This window comes from Flagellimonas sp. 2504JD4-2 (assembly GCF_053642935.1).
Window position 1 is genome coordinate 1,183,108 of record NZ_JBSIOV010000001.1, and the last position, 20,417, is coordinate 1,203,524.

Consider the following 20,417-nt stretch of genomic DNA (forward strand, 5'->3'; position numbering starts at 1 on the left):
TTAAAATGTTCAATAGGGATAGATGGAGAGAAATATTGGAGGTGCTCACAAGCAATGTGGGTAGAACCATACTCACCGCATTTGGAGTTTGTTGGGGAATCTTCATCCTGATAGTATTATTGGCCGCAGGCAAAGGCTTTGAAAACGGTATTCGAGCCGATTTTGGTGATATTGCGACCAATACCATGTTCATGTGGACGCGAAGAACTACCAAACCTTACGAAGGTTTACCCAAGGATAGAAGTTTCGAGTTTAAAGTGAGCGATGTTCAAGCCATTTGGGACAACGTACCCAACCTGCGTTTTGTTTCTCCGAGAAACCAATTGGGTGGATTCCGAGGTGCCGGTAATGTGATTCGTGGCATTCGAGTCGGTGCCTATAACGTTTATGGTGATTATCCTGAAATCATTAACCAGGATCCCATGACGGTCACCTCCGGTCGATTTGTCAATCATAATGACATTAGGGAGAAAAGAAAGGTCGCGGTCATTGGTCAGGGGGTAAAGTCCGAACTATATGAAAAAGACGAGGAGGTCCTGGGTACTTATATTAAGATTCAAGGGGTCAATTTCATGGTTATTGGAACGTATAAGAAGAAGAATAACGATGGCGATGGGGAAGAGGCACAAAAAGAAATATATGTCCCCTTTACTTCATTTTCCCAGGCATTCAACCGAGGCGAAGATGTAGGTTGGATGGCAATTACTGCAAATGATGGAAGTTCGATATCCAAATTGAAAGAAAATATCATCGATGTGATGCGGGAAAGGCATAAGGTCCACCCTGAGGATAAAAGGGCGATCGGTTATTTCGACCTATATGAACAGTTCAACAGGGTAGAGAGTCTTTTTGTTGGCCTAAAAGCTATCGCATATATCGTGGGTATCATGGTTTTGCTGTCCGGAATCATTGGGGTGAGTAACATTATGCTTATTGTGGTCAAGGAACGTACAAAAGAAATAGGAATTCGCAGGGCACTTGGAGAACAACCTTGGTCCATCAAAAAACAGATTCTTATGGAATCCATTTTTTTGACCATAATCTCAGGGATGGTCGGAATTATTTTTGGTTCACTGGTTATCTATGGCATCAACTCGCTATTGGATAGCGTCGGACCAGTGGATATGTTCATCAACCCAAATGTAAGTGTTGGTGTTGTTACGGGTGCATTGGTCATATTAATGGTGTCCGGACTTTTGGCAGGGTTTATACCCGCAAACAGTGCTATACGTGTGCGTCCAATAGAAGCTCTTCGAACTGAATAGAAATTAAATCAATCAAAATAAACTATAATTAATACAATGAAAAAGTCAGTAACCATAATCATTTTGCTGCTCATAATAGTAGTGTTTGGGGGATCCATGTACTATCTCTATCAAAAGAATACAGAGGACCCTGTAGTGTATGAAACGGAAAAGCTATCAAAACAAAATATTGTAAAAAAAGCAGTTGCAACAGGCAGTATTCTTCCTTTGGAAGAAGTGTTGATCAAACCGAACATTTCAGGAGTAATCGAAGAGATTTATGTTGAAGGGGGGGATTACGTAAAATCCGGAGATCTGTTGGCCAAAATAAAGGTTGTACCTAATTTGAATGCGTTGAACGATGCAAAGAATGCTATCGATGAAGCCAAAATCAATTTGGACGACCAAAAAAGAAATTACGAAAGACAGGTATCGCTTTTTGATAAGGGAGTAATTTCCAAAGCTGATTTGGAACGTGCCCAAGTTGCTTTTGACCAAGCTAGGCAGTCTTATGGCGCGGCCAATAAAAGGTATGATATTGTGAAAACCGGAACAACATCTGGGTTGAGCAATGCTGCCAACACCTTGATTCGCTCAACGGTTGGAGGCATGGTACTGGAAGTGCCTGTAGAGGTTGGAAACCAAGTTATTGAAAGTAACAACTTTAATGAAGGAACCACAATTGCAGCAGTTGCCGATGTGGAAAAAATGATTTTTGAGGGTAAAGTTGATGAATCAGAAGTTGGAAGAATAACAGAAGATCTTCCTTTGGAAATCACTGTAGGTGCCATAGAAAATAAGGTTTTTGATGCAGTGCTGGATTATATTGCTCCCAAAGGAAAAGAGGAGAATGGAGCCATTCAGTTTGAAATAAAGGGGACATTGAAGAAACAGGATTCTGTATTCATTAGAGCAGGTCTTAGTGCCAATGCTTCAATTATTTTGGCACGGGCAGATAGTGTTTTGGCACTTAAAGAAGCCTTGGTCCAATTCGATGATGAGACCAAAAAACCCTATGTGGAGGTTGAAACTTCAGAACAACAATTTGAGCGTAGGGAGATCGAATTGGGGGTCAGCGATGGTATTTTCGTTGAAGTAAAATCAGGACTTGGTGAGGAAGATAAAATCAAGGTTTGGAACGCAATCGAGGAAGAAGAAAACGCTGAATAACCATTTAACAAAAAATTTCAAATAATCTTGTAACATTTTAACAACTTGTAAGTCATATTACAGGAATTAAAGTGCCAGATAGCTAATATCACCAATCATGATAGAAATCAAAGACCTTCACAAGTCCTATAAAATGGGGAGCAATTCCCTGCATGTATTAAAGGGAATCAATTTTAAAGCTGAGGCAGGAGAACTGGTTGCCATCATGGGATCCTCAGGTTCGGGAAAATCCACATTGCTTAATATTTTGGGAATGTTGGATGAGGCCGACACGGGAGAATATACCTTGGATGGAGTTCCTATTAAAGACCTTAGTGAGACCAAAGCTGCCCAGTATAGGAATAAGTTTTTGGGATTTGTCTTCCAGTCCTTCAATCTTATCAACTATAAGAACGCGATGGAAAATGTTGCCCTTCCACTTTATTACCAAAAGGTAGCTAGAAAGGAGCGACAGGAAAAGGCGTTGAGTTATTTGGAAAAAGTAGGATTAAAAGAATGGGCTACACATTTACCCAATGAACTTTCTGGAGGTCAAAAACAACGTGTGGCTATTGCGAGAGCCATGGCGGCTGAGCCCAAAGTACTATTGGCCGATGAGCCGACAGGAGCTTTGGATAGTACCACTTCATACGAAGTAATGGACCTTATCCAAAAAATCAACGATGAAGGCAATACTATTTTAGTGGTGACCCACGAAGAAGATATTGCACATATGTGCAAACGAATCGTGCACCTTAGGGATGGTGTTATCGTAGAGGACAAAAAAGTAAAACAAGTAAGGGCGTCCGAATATGTTCAATAGAGACACATGGCAAGAAATATTCTTGTCCATCAAAAAAAATAAGCTACGTACCTTTTTGGCCGGTTTTACCGTGGCATTGGGTATCCTTATTTTTGTCTCTTTAGTTGGTCTGACCAATGGACTCCGAAATACTTTTGAGGAGTTTTTTAACGATGATGCCACCAATACATTCTTTCTTTTTCCCGGAAGGACTACTATGCCCTATAAGGGATATAAATCTAGAAGAAGAATCGAATTTGATAATTCGGATCTTGTAGATATCAAAAAGAACTTTGCAATGTTCCTGGATTATGTTACTCCAAGAATTTCGCGTTCTGCACTGACCAAATACAAAGAAGAATCCAACAACTACAATACGAGAGCAGTAGGTCCCGGCCATCAGTTTAATGAGAAAACAATCATTATGAAAGGTCGATACATCAATGAGACCGATGTCAAGGACAGAACGAAATACGCTGTAATTGGTCGTTTGGTGGAACAGGACCTGTTTGGATCAAAAAATGCAATAGATAAATATATTGACATTGGCGGAAGCGTTTTCAAGGTAATCGGTGTCTTTCAGGACGATGGAGGGGATAATGAGGAGCGCTACATTTATATTCCCTATACCACAAGACAACTTATTGAAAAGAATACCGATAAAATAGATCAGATTATAATAGGCTTCAAACCTGAAATAGGATATGCAGGTGCAATGGCCTTTCAAAAAAGTCTTGACAAGTTTATTAGGGATAAAAAATACATTAGTCCTGCAGATCCCAATGGCCTATTTATACGGAATGTTGCGGATCAATTAAAGCAAAACCAGCAATTCGCCAATATTTTGGCCATCATAGCCTCAGTTTTTGCCTTGGGAACCCTGATTGCTGGAATAATCGGTATTAGTAACATTATGGTCTTCGTAGTGAAGGAGCGTACCAAAGAAATTGGCATTAGAAAAGCGATGGGAGCCACTCCTAAAGCAGTCATCAGTTCCATCTTGATCGAGTCCGTATTCATTACTACCATATTCGGTTATCTGGGAATGTTGATAGGTCTGGCGGTTTTGAATTCCATAGGCACAAAATTGGAGGATTTCTTTATTAAGAATCCATACATAAATACAACGATAGCCATAATTGCAACCATATTTCTGATTCTTTTTGGTGCCTTGGCAGGATACATCCCAGCTCGAAGAGCGGCAAGAATAAAACCCATAGTTGCACTAAGAGACGAGTAAGATGAGACTATTATTTGATAGAAATACCTGGCAAGAAATTTTCGGATCAATCCGGAAAAATAAAATACGTACCATAATCACCATTATTGGGGTGCTATGGGGAATATTTGTCTACATCGCGATGTCCGGTGCAGCCAAGGGAATGGATAATGGTTTTGAAAAATCGTTCGAGACTGTTGCGATGAACAGCCTTTTTGCTTGGGCTCAAAGCACCAGTAAACCTTATAGCGGTTTTAAGACAGGACGCCAGTTACAATTAAAATTGGGAGATGCCACTGTTTTACAGAATCGTATTCCCGACTTGCAGTACATTGCTCCTAGGAATGTAAAAGGCACCTTTGGTTCATCTCCTGCTGCGATTATTAGAGGTTCAAAATCTGGAAGCTATCCAGTGTATGGCGACTTTCCGGTTTTTACCAAGATTGCCACGAAGAAGATATATGATGGAGGAAGGTTTGTTAATGACGATGATATTGAACAGGCCCGCAAAGTTTGCATCATAGGAGAACGAACACAGCAAGAGCTATTCGAGGAAGATGAAGACCCCATAGGAGGATATATCCGTATAGACGGTATTTATTTTCAGGTAGTCGGGGTGCACAAATTTGTTCAAAATGCACCATTCGACTCCGATAGCGATATCTATATCCCTTTTACAACGTATAGAAGACTTTATAACTCCGGAGATCAGGTAGGTTGGTTTTCAATGGCCGCTTATGACGATGCCGATGTATTACAGGTAGAAGAGGATGTCAAATCCGTACTTAAAAGTATTCACAGGGTTGATCCAACGGATGAACGCGCCTTCGGAACCTTTAATCTTGGAGAGGTTTTCAGTAAAATAATGGGCTTTTCAAAGGGATTGACATTTATCTCCTTGATTGTGGGTATAGCTACAATCTTGGCGGGTATTATTGGAATTGGTGCCATTTTGCTGATTTCGGTGAAGGAGCGAACCAAAGAACTTGGAGTACGAAGAGCGCTTGGAGCCACTCCAGGAGAGGTAAGAACCCTAATAATTCTTGAATGTTTGTTCTTGACTTTGATTGCTGGAGTAATGGGAATTATCCTGGGAGCACTCACCTTAAATATTGTAAATAATGCAACACAGGGAATCGATTTCCCGTATACAAATCCAACCGTGCCTATTCCATTGGTAGTGGGTGCCTTTGCACTGATGCTGATATTGGGAATATTGATTGGATTGATTCCTGCGCAAAGAGCGGTAAGCATTCGACCAATCGACGCATTAAGAGAAGAATAAAAGAAAATAGAAAAACTAAATAATCAAGAAAATGAAGAAAATTTTAAAATGGGTAGGACTTGGAGTACTTGTTTTTGGTGCTTTATGGGCGGCTACATTTTTTATAAAATCAAACAGTAAATCAACGATAGAATACGAAACCCACACACCTTTCATTTCTAACATTGAGAAGAAAACGGTGGCCACGGGCAAGGTAATTCCGGAGGATGAAGTGGAAATCAAGCCACAGATTTCTGGTATTATCGATAAGATTTACCTAGAAGAGGGAGCCCAGGTCAAAGCTGGGGATTTGATTGCAGTAATTAAGGTAGTTCCCAACGAGCAGTCCTTAAATCAAGCTGCAGGTCGAGTTCGAAACGCAGAATTGGCCTTGAACAATGCCAAAATCGAATATGATAGAAACAAGGCTTTGTTCGACAAAGGGGTTATTTCAAGTCAAGATTTCAATAATCAGCAATTGACTTATGACCAAGCGCAGCAAGAACTTAAAAATTCAAGAGCTGACTATCAAATAATCAGAAGGGGTTCTGCCGGAGGTTCTGCAAGTGCCAATACAAACATTAGGGCTACGGTTACCGGAACCATTTTAGAAATTCCTGTGGAGGAAGGTGACCAAGTAATCCAAAGTAACAACTTTAACGACGGGACTACTATAGCTTCCATTGCTGATCTAGGTAAAATGATTTTTGAAGGAATGGTGGATGAAGGAGAGGTAGGTAAATTGGAATTGGGAATGCCATTAACAATTAGCCTGGGAGCAATCGAGGATAAGGAATTCGATGCGAATCTAAAATTTATTGCACCTAAAGGTATTGAGGAATCCGGAGCTGTTCAGTTTAAAATTGAAGGAGATGTAGCTATTGAGGATGACTTTCTTATCCGTGCAGGTTACAGTGCCAATGCATCACTGGTTTTGGAAAAGAAGGATAGTATTTTGGTGATTCCGGAAGCCCTATTGCAATTTGATAAAGAAACCGATAAGCCATATGTTGAAGTTGCCACAGGTGAGCAGCAGTTTGAACGCCGCGACATTGAGATAGGAATTTCTGATGGCATAAATGTGGAAATAGTTTCTGGTCTTGACGAATCTGATGAGGTAAAACAATGGAACAAGACTGAACCGATCAAAAAGGGGCAAGATGATGAGGAAAACTCTGAAGAAGATGCCTAATCCCATAAAATCAAAAATCAAAAAACGAATGAAAAGTAGATTAGTAACACTGCTGGTCTTGCTCTTTGCGATGACCATTTCAAACGCACAAATGCGAAAATGGACGTTACAAGAATGTGTCACCTACGCAGTTGAAAATAACTTGACCATAGAACAGTTTGAACTCGATTTGGAAAATGCCAAGATCGATGAATCCGACGCTTTGGGAAATATGCTCCCAGGTTTGAACGCATCATCAACCGTTTCGAGTAACACGGGTTTTTCCATTAATCCTACAAACAACCTTCCAACGAACAGTACGGCATTTAACGTTAATGCAAGTGTAAGCTCAAATGTTACCTTATTTGATGGTCTCCGCAATATTAGACAGTTGAACCGAGCTAAAATAAACGCTATTGCCAATCAGTACAGGTTGGATGACCTTAAGGACGATATTCGATTGAGCGTGGCCAATGCATACCTGCAAGTGTTGTCCAATAAGGAACAGTTAAGGACTTTCGAGGCGCAGTTGGCCGTCACCGAACAAGATTTAAAACGAACAAGGGAATTGGTCGAATCCGGAGTTTCGCCCAGAGGTGATCTTTTGGAGATTGAAGCGACGGCCGCCAATCAAGAGCAGCAGGTAGTCAACGGAGGAAGTTTAGTGTTGATTTCAAGGGTGAATTTGGCCCAGTTGTTACAAATTACGGATTATGAGAACTTCGATATAGCGGATGAAGAATTCGATATTCCACCATCAGATGTATTGAACAATTCTGCTAAGGTGATTTTTGATAAGGCGCTTGGCTTTAGAAATGACATTAAATTTTCGGAATCCAATGTGAAATTGGCCGAAGAAGATTTGAAAATTGCTAAGGGTGCTAACTACCCAACGGTATCAGCTTTTTTCCAATATGGAACCCGATATTCTGATGTAACACAGATTCCTGATGCAAATGGAGTTCCGTTTACACCAAACTTCACGGATCAATTATGGATTTTTGATGGAATCTCTTATGGGGCGCAATTGAATGTTCCTATTTTCAACGGATGGAGCACCAGAAATAACGTGAAACGTTCAAAGATCGGGTTAGAAAGAGCCAAACTACAATTGGAGCAAGATAAACTGGATTTGGAAACCAATATTCAACAGGCCTATGTGGATGTGACCACCTTTCTTAAGGCATATGAGGCTGCAGAAAAAACTTTGGAAGCCCGAAAATTGGCCTATGACTATGCGAAGGAGCGTTTTAATGTTGGATTGATGAACGCATTTGATTTTAGTCAGGCACAATCACGGGTTGATAACGCTGAAGCGGATGTGATCAGAACCAAATACGACTATATTTTCAGGTTGAAGATATTGGAGTTCTATTTTGGTATTCCGATTTCCCTAAACTAGTATCTTTGTGGCCGCTATGGCCAGAATACTAAATTTAGAAACAGCTACCACGAATTGTTCCGTAAGTATTTCGAAGGGCAATGACATTATTTGTTTGAAAGAGAACAATGCCATTAACTATTCCCATTCAGAACAATTACATATATTTATAAAGGAGGCTTTGGACGAGGCCTCCTTATCTTTTTCCGATTTGGATGCAATAGCGGTAAGTAAGGGGCCTGGGTCGTACACTGGACTTCGAATTGGTGTTTCTGCTGCCAAGGGATTGTGTTTTTCATTGGACTTACCTTTGATTTCGGTCCCCACTTTACAGAGTATGGCCTGTCAAGTGCAATTGACAGAAGGGGAGGTAGTGATTCCCGTGTTGGATGCCCGTAGGATGGAGGTCTATTCTTCCGTGTTTGACCATGATTTTAGCGAACTTCGGGAAACAAGGGCGGAAATCATCACAGAGGACTCTTTTAGCGATTACAGCGCTTTCCAGAAGGTCCATATAGTAGGTAGCGGTGCAGCGAAGTGCCAAGAGGTTCTAAACAGGAACAATTTCCATTTTAATACGGCGATAGTACCTTCAGCTAGGGAAATGGCATCCCTTTCCTTCAAGAAATTCCAAGAAAACACTTTTGAGGATGTGGCTTATTTTGAGCCCTTTTACCTAAAGGATTTTGTACTGCAAACCAAAAAAGCAAAATAGTTATTCCACAGCTCCGTGAACCACTCTTTGCGGGAACGGAATTTCAATTCCAGCTTGGTCAAAACGCTGTTTGGTTTCTTCAATAACATAAAAGTGCGCGGGCCAAAACACATCATTTTTAGCCCAAAATCGTAAAGTAAGATTTACCGAACTATCACCCAATTCTCCGACATACACTTCGGGTGCCGGGTCGGTCATAATATGAGGACTGTCTGCGCAAACCTTCAACAAGATTTCTTTGGCTTCTTTAATGTTGGAGCCATAACCAATACCCACATCAAACTTATCTCGTCGGGTATTTTCCATGTTATAATTCACAATACTGCCGTTGGAAAGCTGTCCATTGGGAATAATGGCCACTTGATTCCCAAAAGTGTTGAGTTTGGTGCTGAAAATGGTAATTTGTTTCACTGTGCCTTCCAAACCTTGAGCGGAAATCCAATCACCGACTTTAAACGGTTTAAAGACCAAAATCAAAACGCCGCCAGCAAAATTGGCCAAAGAACCTTGAAGGGCAAGGCCAATCGCCAAGCCTGCGGCCCCGACCATGGCAATAAGTGAAGAAGATTGTACCCCAAGTTCAGTAACTACGGCTACAATCAGTAATACCTTAAGGCCAATATTGATAAAGCTTTGTAAAAAGCTCTCCAAGGTTTCATCGTAATCCTTACGTTCAAAGAATTTGTGAACCAACCGATTTATGAGCCTAATTATCCATAAACCAACAACAAAGATTACAACCGCCAAAATTAGTTTGGGGAGGTAATCCAAAAATTGCTTGAGGGCGTTTTCCAATTGTAGTTCAAGATTCCAAAACTCTTCCATAGTAGTCAAATAAAAAACAAAGAAAAATTAAACTGTCATTTTTTGCAACTTAACCGCATTAAACCCCCAGAGCATTTTGAAATTTCTTGATGCAAAACCGTCAGTTCGAGTTTTTTCCAAAGGAAAAAGTATCGAGAACAAGGTTCTTGTTATAAAAATTCTGATTCTCGATACATTCCGAAGTACCTTCAGAACACTCGAATTGACGAATTTTTATCCAAATGTCCTAGGCGTTACGTTGAAGCAAGGTCAATTCTTTAGTTGTCCCAGTGCCTGCTGAGCTGAAGTGACAGGAAGCTTGCACGCTCCTTCTATACAAACATAAACCAAAGTCTGCCCTTCGTTGTACCTGCTTTTCAACAGTTCGATAGTACCTTCTTTGGGCGATCCCACCAAAATGCTATTGGGAAGGTAATTACTTGCAATTTCTTTGCCCAGATCATTGAAGTTTTCCCCGACCACCGCAATTTCATAGAAATTCTGGTTTTTATAGAGCACCAAGTGTAACCAATTCGCAAACCCTTGGGCACTTTCGTCAAAATCGGCCTGTACATTTTTAACCATTTGTTCCGCCATTTCACCATAACCTTCTTTTGAGAACAACTTATGGTATTTAAGCAGGTTTTTAGCCATAATCGAGTTCGAAGCGGATATTACATTATCGCTGGTTTCCACGGTTCTTCGTATTAAAGAATCGTCTTCATCCGAAGTATAGAAGAACATCCCAGATTCACTGTCCGAAAAATGTTGTTTGGTATAATCGAGCAATTTTTTGCCATACATCAACCATTTTTCATCAAAAGTAACTTCGTAGAGCGCAAGGTAGGCCTCAATAACTGTGGCATAATCATCCAAAAATGCATTTATGCTACTTTTACCTTCTTTATGGTTTCGGAAAAGGGAAAAATCCTCTTTGATCATTTCCTTTTCAAGGAATTCGGCATTTGTAAGGGCTAATTTGAGATATTCTTCATTTCCCAAATAGCGATATGCATCAACAAGTCCTTTAAGCATTAGACCATTCCATGAAGTAAGGATTTTGTCATCTAACCGAGGTTTGGAACGTTTGGTTCTTTCTTGTTTTAAGACATTAAGGGCGTCTTTCATTTTTGTCCTCAGGTCCGATACTGAAAGATCATGTTTTTCGGCAATTTCATCATCATCCTTATCCCGTATCAACACATAATTCCCATTTTCCCAAAGGCCATAAGAATTGATGTTGAAATAATCCTTGAAAACGTCATAATCGGAAGCCAATAACTGTTTTAGTTCTTCCTTGGTCCATACATAATAAGCTCCTTCTTCTAGTTCTCCATGTTCATCCAAGCTGTCCGCGTCCAACGAGGAGTAGAAACCGCCGTTTTCGTCCAAAAGTTCTTCTTTTACAAATTCGATGGTTTCATTGACCACATTTTTGTATAGCTCGTTCCCTGTAACCACATATGCTTTGGCATAAAGACTGGTCAACTGGCCATTATCGTAAAGCATTTTTTCAAAATGCGGCACATGCCATTTAGTATCAACCGCATATCGCGAAAAACCACCACCCACATGGTCATAAATTCCACCGTAGGCCATTCGGGTCATTGTGGTATTAACCTGTTCAAGCAATTCAGGTTTGTTATTGGCCGTTGCATAGTGCAATAAAAACTCCCAGTTATTGGGCATCATAAACTTTGGTGCACGTTTATATCCTCCCAAATAATTATCAAAATGCTTCGACCAATTCGATACTGCATTATCCAGCTGATCTAAAGAATAGGTGTCGGCATCGGCCTTGTTTTCTACAAGATTTATAGCATTTATTCCGTTGGATAGATCCGTAGCGTACTGTACTATTCGAGACCTATCATTTTTGTAGAGTTCGATAAGTTGATTTAAGGATTTGATCCAATTTCCCTTTGGGACGTAAGTCGCACCCCAAAATGGTCTGCCATCCGGGAGGGCGACGATGTTCAAAGGCCAACCGCCGTTTCCAGACATCATTTGAATGGCATCCATATAAATTTGATCTACATCTGGCCTTTCTTCCCGGTCAATTTTAATATTGATGAAATTATCGTTCATCATTTGAGCCACTTCTTCATCCTCGAAACATTCCTTTTCCATGACATGGCACCAATGACAGGCCGCATATCCTATACTGATGAGCAATGGTTTGTCCTCTTTTTTGGCGCGTTCCAAAACCTCTGGGTTCCAAGCTTCCCAATTTACAGGGTTATGTGCATGTTGAAGGAGGTAGGGACTGGTTTCGTTGATTAGTGCGTTGGTGTGTTTGTGCTCCACTTTGGTCGCTTTTTGGGTGCATCCCTGGGTTAAGGAAAACAGAACAAATAAAATGGCTATTCTTTTGATCATAAAAATGTTTTGACATAAAAAAAGCGCCCGAACAGGGCGCTTTTTGCTGCCCTTGATTATTTTACTTCGAACGTAATTTTTACGTTTACTCTATAGTCATCAATTTTACCGTCTTTAACAGATGCGCTTTGTTCATTGATGTAAACTGAGCGGATGTTTTTGACGGATTTGGACGCTTGATCCAATGCGTTTTTGGCGGCTTGCTCCCAACTCTCATCAGAGTTGGCCAATACCTCGATTACTTTTAATACTGCCATAATAGTTAATGATTTTAAATTTATCCAATTTAGGAAAAATTGATGTTAAAGGCAGTATAAACAATCGAAATTAACCATTGATGGCGACCACTTCATTTACTTTGTCGCCCATCATATTTTTTAACATCGTTTCGATGCCATTTTTTAGCGTAAACGTGGAGGACGGGCATCCACTGCAAGCCCCTTGCAAAACAACATTGACCGTTTTGCTTTCCTCTTCATAGGATTGAAAAAGAATATTGCCCCCATCACTGGCTACGGCAGGTTTCACATATTCTTCGAGAATATCCACGATTTGTTGTGAAGTGGCATCGTATTGGGTTTGGTTTACCTGCTGTTCGGCCGTTTGTTTCGCGTTCTCAATCGCTGTTTGGGAAACAGCTTCTTTTCCATCAGCCAAAAAGTCCCTGATAAACTCACGAACCTCCATAGTAACCTCGTCCCATTCCGCGACGTCATATTTAGATACCGAAACATAATTTTCGTCCAAAAACACTTCTTTTACAAAAGGAAAATGAAACAGTTCACGGGCCAATTGCGAATCTTTGGCCTCTTCGATATTTTTGAACTCATAGGTGGCGGGTACGATTCTTTTATTGGACACAAATTTCATAACCGCCGGATTGGGAGTCACCTCCGCATAAACGGTAATAGGTTGTTTCTTTTTGATGTCCTCTTCACTCACAACGGGTTCACCTGCATTCAAATATTCAACAAGTTGTTGCGCTACCTCATCCTTTACGTCTTCCCATTCCACAATATCAAAGCGTTCCAATGCGACAAAATTGCCGGAAATATAAACGGTTTTGATAAATGGTAGATAAAACAGCTGTTGGGCCAGGGGTGAGTTCTTGGCTTCATCGATGTTTTTATATTCATAACTTCCTTTGACCAAGAAGTGATTCGCCTCAAATTTTAGGATTTTAGCATTATTTGTGGCGACAACTGTGATGTTATATTCTTTCATAGCGACGATTTAGTGCAAAAATACCAAAGTAAATAAGAGAGTCAAAATATATAATAATGTACTGCTTCAACCGTTATCTAATTGTTTGATTACCTTTAAACCCCAACTATAGCCCAAAACTGTTGCATGAGACGCTATTTGACCCCATTAATCTTAATCCTATTTTTTGGGCTTACTACCAAGGCTCAAGAGGGAATACCTATTTACTTTGATTATTTAGCGGATAACTATTATTTGGTATATCCTTCCATGGCTGGAATCGCTGAAGGAACCAAGATTAGGCTTACGGCCCGTAAGCAATGGTTTAGTGTGGACGAAGCCCCGAATCTGCAGACATTGAACGTTAACTCTAGAGTTGGAGAACGAAGTGGTGTAGGTGGGATTTTGTTCAATGACTCCAATGGATACCATTCCCAGACCGGATTTAAAGCGACATATGCGCATCATTTACAATTAGCAGGCGATTTTAGGACCTTGAATCAAATTTCCTTTGGGTTGAGTGCAGGCATTATCTTGAGTAGTCTGGATGAAACAGAATTTAGGTCAGTTGTGCCTGACCCCGTAATTACCGGGGTAAAGAATACAGCTAGTTATTTCAATGTGGATTTGGGAGTATCTTACAACCTTTTGGAATTTTACGCCCATGCTGCCGTCTTGAACATTCTAGGTAGTGGTCGAGATCTTTATACCGCTGCGGAATTTGATAATTTGAGACGATATTTGCTTTCAGCTGGATATGTTTTTGGGAGAAAAACCCGTATTGAACCATCTGTACTTTTTCAATTGACGGATTTTACCAAGGAAAAAACCATAGATTTTAACGCCAAAGTGTACAGAGATGTCAGTTTTGGAACGGTTTGGGGCGGATTATCCTATCGTAGAAGCTTCGATGGGGCCCAATTTCAGACCAATGGCGCATTTGGGGAGCAAAGGTTGCAATTGTTTACACCAATCGTTGGGGTGAACTACAAAAACTTCCTGTTCTCATATAATTATTCATACCAGTCAGGAGATATTCGATTCGACAATGGTGGATTCCATCAGATAACGCTGGGGTACGATTTCGGTCAGAATGATCAAGGTAAACGCTACGATTGTTACTGCCCAGCTGCCAATAACTAAAAAAGGCCTATCCAAAGGATAGACCATTTTCGACCTGCAATTAGAAGTTAATTACTTGTCCCATTTATAATTTTTCTTGGATGCCTGTGCTTTGATAGCCGATAGCATCGCATTTTCCAATTCTCCTGCTTCCTCTTTCTGATTTTTGGCAATATAAGCCTCCCGTTTTTGGTTAAGCTCCTGTATTTGCTTTTGGATTTTTTCCCGCTCTATCTTTTTGGAAGCAATGTATGCTTTGATTTCAGTTTTGGACTTCCCTTTTAGCTCTGCTGGCAAATCTTCCTCCTTTAATTTGGAAACCACTTCTTCATCATCTTCAACGGCGTCTACCAAATCCCATCCAGAGTTTTTATATAACCTGGAACTTTTACTAACGGCTCGTTTAACAGCTACTGCTTCTTCCAATTCTACAGCATTGCTATCCTGCATGGCCTGGACCGCCTTTTTTTGCCTGCCCAATGAGCCATAAGAAATGTAGGTTCCGTTCAATTGACCATTCAATTTGATGATAATATCGTCATAAGGAGTATCGATATGCACCACTTGTCTGTTATGATCTATGGCCATATACTCACCACCGGTCATGGTTGCGCCATTTTTCCACTTTGTGGAAATACCTTGGTTGTAATTGCCGCAAAAAATGGTATTTACAATGACATCCTTTTCCTTTGCATTATAGGCGGCATCTTGATAATCGAGTTTTCCTTGTGTAAAGGGTTCATTGCCCGCGATAAAGATCATTTTCAGGTCATCGGGATTCTTTCCCCAATCCAATTGCTTTAAGGAGGTCTGAATGACCTGTCCACAATATTCCTCACCGCCATTTGTGGTCAGGGAAAACAACTTTTCAGAGATTTCATCCAGATCATTGCTAAAACCAATTACCTGACGGATATAACCTTCATTCGAACTTAAATTGTCGTTTCCGTATTCGTAAAGCGCTATTTGTAGCAAAGGCCGGGTAGCGTTACCACATTTTGCATGGGTAAACTCATTTACAATATCCCAAAGTTGGGCTTTGGCCTGATTGATAAGTCCGTCCATACTGTTACTGGTATCCAAAAGCAAGGCGATTTTTACATATTGCTTACTTGGTTTTTCAACAATCGATTTGGTGACCAAAGCTGTGTTGAAGTGATGTCTTTCTTTAATGTTGCATCCGTAGATGCTTCCTATTGTCAGTGTGGCCAGTGCTAAGCCTATTAAGTATTTTGCATTTTTCATGATTCAATATTTTTAAAAGATGGCCTAAAAGTATTTTCAACTTTTTTTAATTAAAATCGAAAATGAGGGAATGGTCGGTTAGAATGAGTGAGTTGTCCGACTGGATTTGTAAGGCGGTATACTGAAGGTGTTTCAGAACGTTTTTTGCTTGAAGGCTATTTTTTAATACGCCTCAAATCCACTAAGTTTACCTAAGTTTCAAAGCACAAATGATCAGAAGAGCATACATTATTTTCCTTTTGTTGAGTTCTGTTTTTACCGGGTTTTCCCAGGTAAGCAACAGTAGCTCTGTAATGGAGATCAAAGGAACTGTCAAAGGGATGGAGAACTTTGAACCCATTTCCGACGTAGATATTTCCACAAGTTCCGGAAGGTATGCTAGGACCAATGTTTTTGGGGAGTTTAAGATTCAGGCATCCATAGGGGATATGTTAATTGTGGAAAGTCCTGAGTTTGAAACGGTAAGGCACCGTATAAATTCCAGTGAGGATATTGATGTTCGGGTACAGGGCTATGATCCCTATAGTGTTGATCAAAAGAAGAGAAAAGAAGAGGCGAGAAGTGCCATGAACCATGAACGATTTCTGGATTCCGCCAATTTTTATAAGAAAATCGACCTTGAAAAGAGCATAGATTTTATTGCCAAGTCTATTTCCCAGCTTGGAAAAAGAGGAAATAAAAGGGAGTTGGCATCAGCATTGACCACCTTGGGAGATATTTATCTGTTTCACAAACAGTATGATTTGGCCATTACCAATTTTAAGGATGCATTGTCAAACCGGCAATCGGTCAAGACCAGTTTACTACTAGGAAAAGCTTATTTGCTCAACGGAGAATTTCAAAATTCGGAAAGTACGCTTTCTCCTTTGTTGGATGAAAAGAATATAATTCCTTATCAGCGTATCGAACTTTATGAAGCGTTGGGAGATGTGAAGAAAGCGCTATCCAATTTGGACGAAGCTTTGGACTATTATCGAAAAGGTTTGGAAGTGGCCCAGAAAAACCAGATTTCACCTAAGGTAATCGATTTAAATTCCAAAATTGCTGATGCCTATGCTGGTGAAAACCGCATTATTGAGGCGGAAGGATTTTATAACAACTCACTCAGTCTGTCACAACAAGTTGCTCCAGAACGATTGATAGAAGAGAATGAAAAAGTGGCGGATTTCTATAGTGACAAAAATAGATATGACGATGAAATCCGGTTGCGAAAGCAAAGTTTGAGCGAATTACAACAATTACCGCAACAAGCTGTACCCAAAGTAGGTGTGGGGCTCCTAAATTCCGATTCCATCACATCACAGCGTATCAACTACAAAATTGCCAATGCCTACATCGCTCAAGACAAATTGGACGAGGCAATTCCATATTTGGAACGAAGCATCGTGGAGGCCGACAGCGAAGATGATTTGGTGGTACAAAAGGATGCGACCAGAAAACTATCGGAAGTTTATCGATACAAAGGTGATTTTTCCAAGGCGTTGGAGTCCTATCAAAATTATGTTGCGGTTGTGGATAGTCTTTATGTCAGAAAAGAGCAAGAGATTTCAAGGGCAGCTAGGTTTAATCGCGAAATTGCCAACAAGCAAAATCGCATATCCAGTTTGGAGCAAGAGCGTGAATTATCTCAAAGCAAGTATAGCTTGGCCGTAACCGAACAACAACTGGTTCGAGAGGCCAGTAAAAAGCAGGAATTGATCATATATTCATTGGGACTTGGCATTGTTTTAATGACTTTGACCACATTTTTATACTATCGAAGCAATAGACAACAAAAACTGGCCAATAATTTATTGGCACTGAAATCGCTTCGAACACAAATGAACCCGCATTTTATTTTCAACGCGCTCAATTCAGTGAATACCTATATCGCTAAAAGCGATGAGCGCAGTGCGAACAGATTTCTCAGTGAATTTTCGGTGTTGATGCGGAGTGTGCTTGAAAATTCCGAGGAAGATTTTATTCCGCTTTCCAAGGAATTGGAATTGTTGGAACTATATGTAAAACTGGAACATTCGCGCTTCTCTGACAAGTTTGATTTTGATATCGATATTGATAAAAAAATAGATATTGAAGCTTTTGAAATCCCGCCAATGCTACTTCAACCTTATATTGAAAATGCCATTTGGCATGGATTGCGTTATCGGGAGGAAAAGGGACTTTTGAAGATTACTATAGAACAGATTGATAATGACATGCTCGAGATAAATATTATGGACGATGGCATTGGTAGAAAAAAATCGGCTGCTTTAAAAACCTCCAATCAAAAGAAGCAGAAGTCCAAGGGAATGAGCAACATTAAAAAACGTATTCAAATTTTGAATGATATGTACAAGAACAAGGTCGATGTATCTATTTCTGATCTGAATGAAGACCAAACTGGAACAAAAGTGTCGCTAAAACTTAAAAAAGATTGATGGAATTAAAAACGATCATAGTTGAAGATGAGGCCAACAGTAGGGAGATACTAAGAAACTATCTGTCTAAATACTGCGATGGAATAAACCTTTTGGGAGAGGCTGCGAATATTGAGGAAGGACATAAGTTGATTCAGCAGTATGGACCTGATCTGGTGTTTTTAGATGTGGAAATGCCCTTTGGAAATGCTTTTGATCTGCTGGATAAAATACCCGACCGTACTTTTGAAACTGTGTTTGTTACAGCGTACAACCAATATGCGATGGATGCTCTTAACAATCATGCCGCGTATTACTTGATGAAACCCATTAATATTGATGAATTGGTGAAAGCGGTGGATTACGTGAAAGAAATCAAGGAAAAGGAGAACGCGCTGGAGGGCCAGGTTTTGGAGGCAAAAACTTCCAAGACCGAAGGCAAGATTACCCTACCGCAACAAGATGGCTTTCAGGTTTTGGATGTTAATGATATTTTCTTTTGCAAAGCGGATGACAACTACACCGAAATTTATTTAGAGCATAAAAAGATCGTGGTTAGTAAAACGCTTAAATATTTTGAGGATGCACTTTCCGATTACGCTTTTGCTCGAATTCATAAATCTTATTTGGTACACGTGGGCAAGGTTATAAAATACAAAAGGGGTAAGGGCGGGAGCGTTGTGTTGTCCAATGGCAAAGAGTTATCGGTTTCTGCTTCAAAAAAAGCTACCTTGCTATCCTATTTTCAATAATTAAGTTCGATGATTTTGAAACCAGTGAATGGAAAGTCACCGATTATAGGTGAAGATTGCTTTATTGCCGAAAATGCTACGATTGTGGGAGAAGTAACAATGGGAGATCAATGCAGTATTTGGTTCAATGCAGTTATCCGCGGGGACGTACATTACATTAAAATGGGAAACAAGGTAAATGTGCAGGATGGTGCCATAATACATTGCACATATAAAAAGGCCCCAACGCATATTGGGGATAATGTTTCCATAGGACACAACGCCATTGTGCACGGATGTACTGTCAAAGATAATGTCTTGATTGGAATGGGTGCCATAATTATGGATGGATGTATTGTGGAGAGTAACTCAATCATTGCTGCCGGAGCAGTTGTTACGCAAGGCACGCATGTTGAAGCAGGGAGTATTTATGCCGGAATGCCAGCAAAAAAGATCAAAGAAGTAAGTCCCGAGTTGAGCGCTGGCGAAATAGATCGCATAGCAAATGCATACGTAATGTACTCGTCTTGGTTTAAAGAAGAGTAAGAAAAATTTTCAGCGACCTACCTTTCATCCTTTACCTCCCCAAATAATCCCTATTTTTGCACCACTTAAAACTAAACCGATGAACGCATATATTTTTCCAGGACAAGGGGCCCAATTTGTTGGAATGGGTCTTGATTTATACGAAAACCAACCTTTAGCCCAAGAATTGTTTGAAGATGCAAATGATATTTTAGGTTTTTCCATCACTGATGTTATGTTTGAAGGAACTCCTGAAGATCTCAAACAAACAAAAGTCACGCAACCCGCAATTTTTTTGCATTCTGTGATTTTGAGTAAAGTTCTGGGGGAGAATTTTAAACCTGATATGGTCGCTGGTCATTCGTTGGGTGAGTTTTCGGCATTGGTCGCCAATGGGTCATTGAATTTTGCAGATGGATTAAAATTGGTTTCGCAACGGGCCATGGCAATGCAAAAAGCATGTGAAATGCAATCAAGTACGATGGCTGCAGTCTTGGGATTGGAAGATAATGTGGTTGAAATGATTTGTGAAGAGACCGAGGGAATAGTGGTTCCTGCCAATTATAACTGCCCTGGACAATTGGTAATATCAGGAGAAGTTGAAGCTGTAAATGCAGCTTGTGAGAAGCTTAAGGAAGCTGGAGCTCGTAGAGCATTATTGCTTCCTGTAGGCGGTGCTTTTCATTCGCCCCTAATGGAACCGGCCAGAGAAGAATTGGCGGCTGCTATAGAAGCCACTACCTTTAACTCACCTGGCTGCCCTATCTATCAAAATGTGACCACTACAGCGGTAACAGATTCTGATGAAATAAAAAAGAATTTGATTCTTCAGCTTACCGCTCCTGTAAAATGGACGCAAAGTGTGCAACAGATGGTTAAAGATGGTGGAAAAACATTTGTTGAGGTAGGACCTGGAAAGGTGCTACAAGGATTGGTTAGAAAGATTGATTCTGGAGCTGAAACTTCATCGGCAGCCCTTTAAAAATAGGATTTTTCCGACCTTCATAACCGTTCACCCGAGAAACTTAGATTTAATCTGTTAAGTTGTGGGCTTTCTTTTAATTTTT

At 40.3% G+C, this 20,417-nt stretch carries 18 protein-coding genes; 13 read left to right on the forward strand and 5 right to left on the reverse strand.

What is annotated here, in order from left to right:
* Nucleotides 1–5: 5 nt before the first annotated feature.
* The 8 genes from ACULLH_RS05360 (at nt 6) to tsaB (ending at nt 8,945) form a co-directional block, all read left to right on the forward strand.
* Nucleotides 6–1,265, forward strand: coding sequence for an ABC transporter permease (locus ACULLH_RS05360; RefSeq protein WP_454087691.1), 1,260 nt, complete (start codon nt 6–8; stop codon nt 1,263–1,265).
* A 36-nt stretch (nt 1,266–1,301) separates the two neighbouring features.
* On the forward strand, nt 1,302–2,414 hold the full coding sequence (locus ACULLH_RS05365) for an efflux RND transporter periplasmic adaptor subunit (protein WP_454087692.1): 1,113 nt from the start codon (nt 1,302–1,304) through the stop codon (nt 2,412–2,414).
* Nucleotides 2,415–2,511: 97 nt separating this feature from the next.
* Nucleotides 2,512–3,216, forward strand: a complete 705-nt coding sequence (locus ACULLH_RS05370; RefSeq protein ID WP_454087693.1) for an ABC transporter ATP-binding protein — start codon at nt 2,512–2,514, stop codon at nt 3,214–3,216.
* Nucleotides 3,206–4,435, forward strand: a complete 1,230-nt coding sequence (locus ACULLH_RS05375; RefSeq protein ID WP_454087694.1) for an ABC transporter permease — start codon at nt 3,206–3,208, stop codon at nt 4,433–4,435. The genes ACULLH_RS05370 and ACULLH_RS05375 overlap by 11 nt, the downstream gene beginning before the upstream one ends.
* Before the next feature lies 1 nt (nt 4,436).
* Nucleotides 4,437–5,699, forward strand: coding sequence for an ABC transporter permease (locus tag ACULLH_RS05380; RefSeq protein WP_454087695.1), 1,263 nt, complete (start codon nt 4,437–4,439; stop codon nt 5,697–5,699).
* A 31-nt stretch (nt 5,700–5,730) separates the two neighbouring features.
* The gene (locus ACULLH_RS05385; protein WP_454087696.1) at nt 5,731–6,870 is read left to right on the forward strand and encodes an efflux RND transporter periplasmic adaptor subunit; all 1,140 of its coding nucleotides are present in this window, start codon (nt 5,731–5,733) and stop codon (nt 6,868–6,870) included.
* A 28-nt stretch (nt 6,871–6,898) separates the two neighbouring features.
* Nucleotides 6,899–8,251: a TolC family protein gene (locus ACULLH_RS05390; protein ID WP_454087697.1), complete on the forward strand. Its 1,353-nt coding sequence runs from the start codon at nt 6,899–6,901 to the stop codon at nt 8,249–8,251.
* Between the two features lie 16 nt (nt 8,252–8,267).
* Nucleotides 8,268–8,945 carry a tRNA (adenosine(37)-N6)-threonylcarbamoyltransferase complex dimerization subunit type 1 TsaB gene (gene tsaB / locus ACULLH_RS05395; RefSeq protein ID WP_454087698.1) on the forward strand — a complete coding sequence of 226 codons (678 nt, stop codon included), beginning with the start codon at nt 8,268–8,270 and terminating at the stop codon, nt 8,943–8,945.
* Here tsaB and ACULLH_RS05400 read toward each other — a convergent pair whose 3' ends face one another.
* From ACULLH_RS05400 to ACULLH_RS05415, 4 genes are all read right to left on the reverse strand, one after another.
* On the reverse strand, nt 8,946–9,770 hold the full coding sequence (locus ACULLH_RS05400; protein WP_454087699.1) for a mechanosensitive ion channel family protein: 825 nt from the start codon (nt 9,768–9,770) through the stop codon (nt 8,946–8,948).
* 249 nt (nt 9,771–10,019) lie between these two features.
* The gene (locus ACULLH_RS05405) at nt 10,020–12,128 is read right to left on the reverse strand and encodes a thioredoxin domain-containing protein (RefSeq protein WP_454087700.1); all 2,109 of its coding nucleotides are present in this window, start codon (nt 12,126–12,128) and stop codon (nt 10,020–10,022) included.
* Nucleotides 12,129–12,184: 56 nt separating this feature from the next.
* Nucleotides 12,185–12,385: a dodecin family protein gene (locus ACULLH_RS05410; protein ID WP_073178959.1), complete on the reverse strand. Its 201-nt coding sequence runs from the start codon at nt 12,383–12,385 to the stop codon at nt 12,185–12,187.
* A gap of 70 nt (nt 12,386–12,455) precedes the next feature.
* Entirely contained in the window at nt 12,456–13,352 is an 897-nt protein-coding gene (locus ACULLH_RS05415; RefSeq protein WP_454087701.1) for a NifU family protein, read from the reverse strand.
* Nucleotides 13,353–13,478: 126 nt separating this feature from the next.
* Between ACULLH_RS05415 and ACULLH_RS05420 the strand changes: the two genes are divergently transcribed.
* Entirely contained in the window at nt 13,479–14,474 is a 996-nt protein-coding gene (locus ACULLH_RS05420; RefSeq protein ID WP_454087702.1) for a PorP/SprF family type IX secretion system membrane protein, read from the forward strand.
* Between the two features lie 51 nt (nt 14,475–14,525).
* Here the strand turns inward: ACULLH_RS05420 and ACULLH_RS05425 are convergent, their stop codons facing one another.
* Nucleotides 14,526–15,698 (reverse strand): vWA domain-containing protein, encoded by a 1,173-nt coding sequence (locus ACULLH_RS05425; RefSeq protein WP_454087703.1) that lies wholly within the window; start codon nt 15,696–15,698, stop codon nt 14,526–14,528.
* Nucleotides 15,699–15,907: 209 nt separating this feature from the next.
* Here ACULLH_RS05425 and ACULLH_RS05430 point away from each other — a divergent pair, with 209 nt between their 5' ends.
* The 4 genes from ACULLH_RS05430 to fabD all read left to right on the forward strand — a co-directional run bounded on the left by ACULLH_RS05430 (nt 15,908) and on the right by fabD (nt 20,332).
* Nucleotides 15,908–18,115 (forward strand): tetratricopeptide repeat-containing sensor histidine kinase, encoded by a 2,208-nt coding sequence (locus ACULLH_RS05430; RefSeq protein WP_454087704.1) that lies wholly within the window; start codon nt 15,908–15,910, stop codon nt 18,113–18,115.
* A complete protein-coding gene (locus ACULLH_RS05435; protein ID WP_454087705.1) occupies nt 18,115–18,846 on the forward strand; it encodes a LytR/AlgR family response regulator transcription factor in 732 nt (243 codons plus the stop codon). Before ACULLH_RS05430 ends, ACULLH_RS05435 begins: the two co-directional genes overlap by 1 nt.
* A 9-nt stretch (nt 18,847–18,855) precedes the next feature.
* A complete protein-coding gene (locus tag ACULLH_RS05440; RefSeq protein WP_454087706.1) occupies nt 18,856–19,371 on the forward strand; it encodes a gamma carbonic anhydrase family protein in 516 nt (171 codons plus the stop codon).
* A gap of 79 nt (nt 19,372–19,450) precedes the next feature.
* Nucleotides 19,451–20,332 carry an ACP S-malonyltransferase gene (gene fabD / locus ACULLH_RS05445; protein ID WP_454087707.1) on the forward strand — a complete coding sequence of 294 codons (882 nt, stop codon included), beginning with the start codon at nt 19,451–19,453 and terminating at the stop codon, nt 20,330–20,332.
* Nucleotides 20,333–20,417: the final 85 nt, after the last annotated feature.

Coding starts and splice junctions, on each gene's coding strand:
- ACULLH_RS05360 (WP_454087691.1), top strand. CDS start 6: ATGTTCAATAGGGATAGATGGAGAGAAATATTGGAGGTGCTCACAAGC.
- ACULLH_RS05365 (WP_454087692.1), top strand. CDS start 1,302: ATGAAAAAGTCAGTAACCATAATCATTTTGCTGCTCATAATAGTAGTG.
- ACULLH_RS05370 (WP_454087693.1), top strand. CDS start 2,512: ATGATAGAAATCAAAGACCTTCACAAGTCCTATAAAATGGGGAGCAAT.
- ACULLH_RS05375 (WP_454087694.1), top strand. CDS start 3,206: ATGTTCAATAGAGACACATGGCAAGAAATATTCTTGTCCATCAAAAAA.
- ACULLH_RS05380 (WP_454087695.1), top strand. CDS start 4,437: ATGAGACTATTATTTGATAGAAATACCTGGCAAGAAATTTTCGGATCA.
- ACULLH_RS05385 (WP_454087696.1), top strand. CDS start 5,731: ATGAAGAAAATTTTAAAATGGGTAGGACTTGGAGTACTTGTTTTTGGT.
- ACULLH_RS05390 (WP_454087697.1), top strand. CDS start 6,899: ATGAAAAGTAGATTAGTAACACTGCTGGTCTTGCTCTTTGCGATGACC.
- tsaB (WP_454087698.1), top strand. CDS start 8,268: ATGGCCAGAATACTAAATTTAGAAACAGCTACCACGAATTGTTCCGTA.
- ACULLH_RS05400 (WP_454087699.1), bottom strand. CDS start 9,770: ATGGAAGAGTTTTGGAATCTTGAACTACAATTGGAAAACGCCCTCAAG.
- ACULLH_RS05405 (WP_454087700.1), bottom strand. CDS start 12,128: ATGATCAAAAGAATAGCCATTTTATTTGTTCTGTTTTCCTTAACCCAG.
- ACULLH_RS05410 (WP_073178959.1), bottom strand. CDS start 12,385: ATGGCAGTATTAAAAGTAATCGAGGTATTGGCCAACTCTGATGAGAGT.
- ACULLH_RS05415 (WP_454087701.1), bottom strand. CDS start 13,352: ATGAAAGAATATAACATCACAGTTGTCGCCACAAATAATGCTAAAATC.
- ACULLH_RS05420 (WP_454087702.1), top strand. CDS start 13,479: ATGAGACGCTATTTGACCCCATTAATCTTAATCCTATTTTTTGGGCTT.
- ACULLH_RS05425 (WP_454087703.1), bottom strand. CDS start 15,698: ATGAAAAATGCAAAATACTTAATAGGCTTAGCACTGGCCACACTGACA.
- ACULLH_RS05430 (WP_454087704.1), top strand. CDS start 15,908: ATGATCAGAAGAGCATACATTATTTTCCTTTTGTTGAGTTCTGTTTTT.
- ACULLH_RS05435 (WP_454087705.1), top strand. CDS start 18,115: ATGGAATTAAAAACGATCATAGTTGAAGATGAGGCCAACAGTAGGGAG.
- ACULLH_RS05440 (WP_454087706.1), top strand. CDS start 18,856: ATGATTTTGAAACCAGTGAATGGAAAGTCACCGATTATAGGTGAAGAT.
- fabD (WP_454087707.1), top strand. CDS start 19,451: ATGAACGCATATATTTTTCCAGGACAAGGGGCCCAATTTGTTGGAATG.